The 2937-nt window shown below is 40.0% G+C and carries 3 protein-coding genes and 1 pseudogene; all 4 read right to left on the bottom strand.

Annotation, left to right across the window (positions count from 1 at the left end):
* Positions 1-392: pseudogene (locus AC1DPZ_RS24790) on the bottom strand (hypothetical protein); the annotation flags it as partial.
* Between the two features lie 218 nt (positions 393-610).
* The gene (locus tag AC1DPZ_RS24795) at positions 611-1447 is read right to left on the bottom strand and encodes a glucosaminidase domain-containing protein (RefSeq protein ID WP_477408511.1); all 837 of its coding nucleotides are present in this window, start codon (positions 1445-1447) and stop codon (positions 611-613) included.
* Between the two features lie 48 nt (positions 1448-1495).
* Complete coding sequence (locus tag AC1DPZ_RS24800) at positions 1496-2032, bottom strand: glycoside hydrolase family 73 protein (RefSeq protein WP_477408513.1); 537 nt, start codon at positions 2030-2032, stop codon at positions 1496-1498.
* A gap of 3 nt (positions 2033-2035) precedes the next feature.
* Positions 2036-2674, bottom strand: a complete 639-nt coding sequence (locus tag AC1DPZ_RS24805) for an O-methyltransferase (RefSeq protein ID WP_477408515.1) — start codon at positions 2672-2674, stop codon at positions 2036-2038.
* Between the last annotated feature and the right edge of the window lie 263 nt (positions 2675-2937).

A 2937-nucleotide genomic window follows, 5' to 3' on the forward strand; every position in this document is an offset into this window, starting at 1 on the left:
CCTGCACCCAGGCCGGGTGATATCGAGAGTAAACTCTGGCTGTATTCTGATCCATAAATTTTGGTGTAATCCCGTTTGGTGACCTCAAATTGTTTCTCAGGTGTAAGTACCGAGTCGCGAATGTACACCTCTTTCAGCATAATGGCCGATCGCTTCATATAAACTGCAAGTGCGTTACTACTCTGCACTTTTATAGTGTCGCTATAATGATCGGCCTTAGTAAATATCAGGACATCACCCGGCTGAGCATCAATTGCAAATTCGCCTTTAAGCGTATTGTAAACCGATTTGCCCGTTGTGGCGTTTTGTACGTTTACTTTGGCAATACGGTCTTTACTTTCTTTATCAAACACAATACCTTCCACCTGCTTTTGCTGTGCAAAAACCGGCATGCATAATGTGCTTAAAATCAAAAACAACCATACTTTCATTGTGGTGCCAAAAATAAACGTTCGGCTGTGTTTAGCCATCTTATTTAACAACAATTAACTTATTTGGACGAGTAAAGATTTTGGAGCAAGGAATAAGGATCTTCTTCTTTCTATTGTTTCGTTATAAGGCACGAAGCAATGACGCGCTTTTTCTGATTTCCCGACTCTTCCTCCTGACTCTACTTCACAACCACCAGTTTTTGCCCGATATGAATATTATTATCGGGGATACTGTTCAGCTCTTTTAGTTCATCAACAGTTATTCCAAAACGTTTAGAAATATTATATAGTGTATCGCCCTGTTTTACGGTATAGATCTTATCGTCGGGCCTGGTTTTGGTGAGCGTATCAGTATTGGACCTGCCAATGCTATCATTGATTTGGGATAACACCCGGTCTTCGCGTTTTATCTTGGCTACTTCACCTTCCGCACCATCATACTGATCAAGGTTGTATTTTATTATCAGGTTGATAAGTAATTGCGGGTATTTGGGGTTGGTAGCATAACCTGCCGCCTTTAATCCCCTGGCCCAACCTTCATAATCATTTTTATCCAACTCGAAAAGTTTAGCATAATTCTTCCGTTTTAAAAAAGTAGAATGATCACGAAAGGAATCCTCGGGGTTATCATATACTCTGAAACAGTCGTTTGCATTATCATCATCTTTGTAATAGCTTTTGCCCCTCCAATCGCTTGTACACTTAATGCCGAAATGGTTGTTGGCAAAACGGGCCAGTTCGCTGTTACCAGCACCAGATTCAAACAGGCCCTGTGCCAAAGTTATACTCGCAGGTATGCCGTACTGGTTCATTTCCTGTATAGCAATTGTTTTAAACCTATCAATATAATCTAACGAAGAGAGCGATTTGTAATTGGCAATAGATGTGCTGTTTGCCTTTTGGATATTGCTGTTGTTACGGCGAACATCCCGGTTTGATATGGTTGTTTTTTTACGCGCGGAGCAGGAGCTAAAACATACAATACCTATCAGGAGTACAAAACTTATTCTTTRCATACAGTTAAACCTTATTTGAGGCAATTATTAATTCGCCAAAATAAGATTTTATTGTTTAGTTTCTGCTAATTCTTTAGGCTGATCGCTCGGGTTTTCGTCCAGATCATGAAGATCATATTTTTTGATGATGCCTAAAACCTGGGAAGCCCATTTGCGGCTGCTGGCGTAACCGCTGCGCTGAATACCATGTGCCCAGCCCGTATAGTCATAATGGCTAAGTGCATCAGCCAGGTGGCTAAACTGCTTACGCTCGGTCATGATTCGTGCAAAATCCTGGAAGGAATCTAAAACCGAATCGTATTTTTTATACGCCGACCGGATTTTTTTGTTGTGTTTAATAAAAACTACACTGCCTCCGCCTTTTACTCCAAACTGGTTATTAAGGTTTTGCGCAATTGTACTATTGCCACAGCCCGATTCATGCATGGCTACCCCTAAAACTATACTTGCAGGAATCCCCGTTTCATGCATGATGCGAATGGCATCGTCTTTAAACTTCTGGATGTAAGATTGTGAAGTGTTCTTTTGCGCTGAAGCGGCAAGTGTTGTGATCAACAGGGTTGTAATCAGTAAGATTTTCTTCATAATTTATTTTTTTCTGATAACCAATAGTCCATCGCGTACAGGCAGGATCAGTTTTTCTATCCTGGTGTCAACAGCTATGTGGTCATTTAGTTTGCGAATATTTTCGGTATCGGTATCTTTTTCAGCCCCGTATACTTTTCCTTTCCACAAAACATTATCAATTATTATTAATCCTCCGGATCTGACTTTGTCAAAAACCAATTGAAAGTAGGTAAAATTATTCTTTTTATCAGCATCAATAAACACCAAATCGAAAACATCTGCTTGTAAATCGGGAATAATGGCCTCTGCCTCCCCAAAATGCAGCTTTATTTTATTTTCAACATTTGTTAGTTTAAAGTGTGAATTGATGATATCCTCCATTTCGCGGTTCACCTCAATGGTATGCAGAATGCCCCCCTCAACCAATCCTTCGGCCAGGCAAATTGCCGAGTAACCGGTATAGGTACCTACCTCAAGGATGCATTTTGGTGCTACCATTTTGCTCAAGAAACTAAGCAACCTGCCCTGGTAATGACCCGATAACATGTGCGGCCTTAGCACTTTTAAATGCGTTTCGCGGTTCAGTTGCTGCAAAGCTTCCGGCTCCGGGTCGCAATGGTCATCTAAATATGCCTGTAAAGCAATAGGGAGAATATCCATGCCGCAAAGATAGGAATTTTGTTTTTAATGAAAAAAAGGGACCAATATGCCACATTAATTGATGTTGTTATCTACATTTATTACCTTTCCACTTCATGATCTACAATAAAAAAAATGTTTTTTTTAACCGGCTTATCCATTATTATATAAAGTGGGTTGTTGGCAAACATTTTCATGAAGTACTTTGTGATATCATCGAAACAGATAATAAACGGGCGATATTGCTTGTAGCAAACCATTTTAGTTTTTGGGATGGTTTGATC

The organism is Mucilaginibacter sp. P4_G9 (assembly GCF_056400985.1).

Excerpts from the sequence above, each read along its gene's own strand:
- AC1DPZ_RS24800 (WP_477408513.1), bottom strand. The coding sequence starts at position 2,032 with ATGAAGAAAATCTTACTGATTACAACCCTGTTGATCACAACACTTGCC.
- AC1DPZ_RS24805 (WP_477408515.1), bottom strand. The coding sequence starts at position 2,674 with ATGGATATTCTCCCTATTGCTTTACAGGCATATTTAGATGACCATTGC.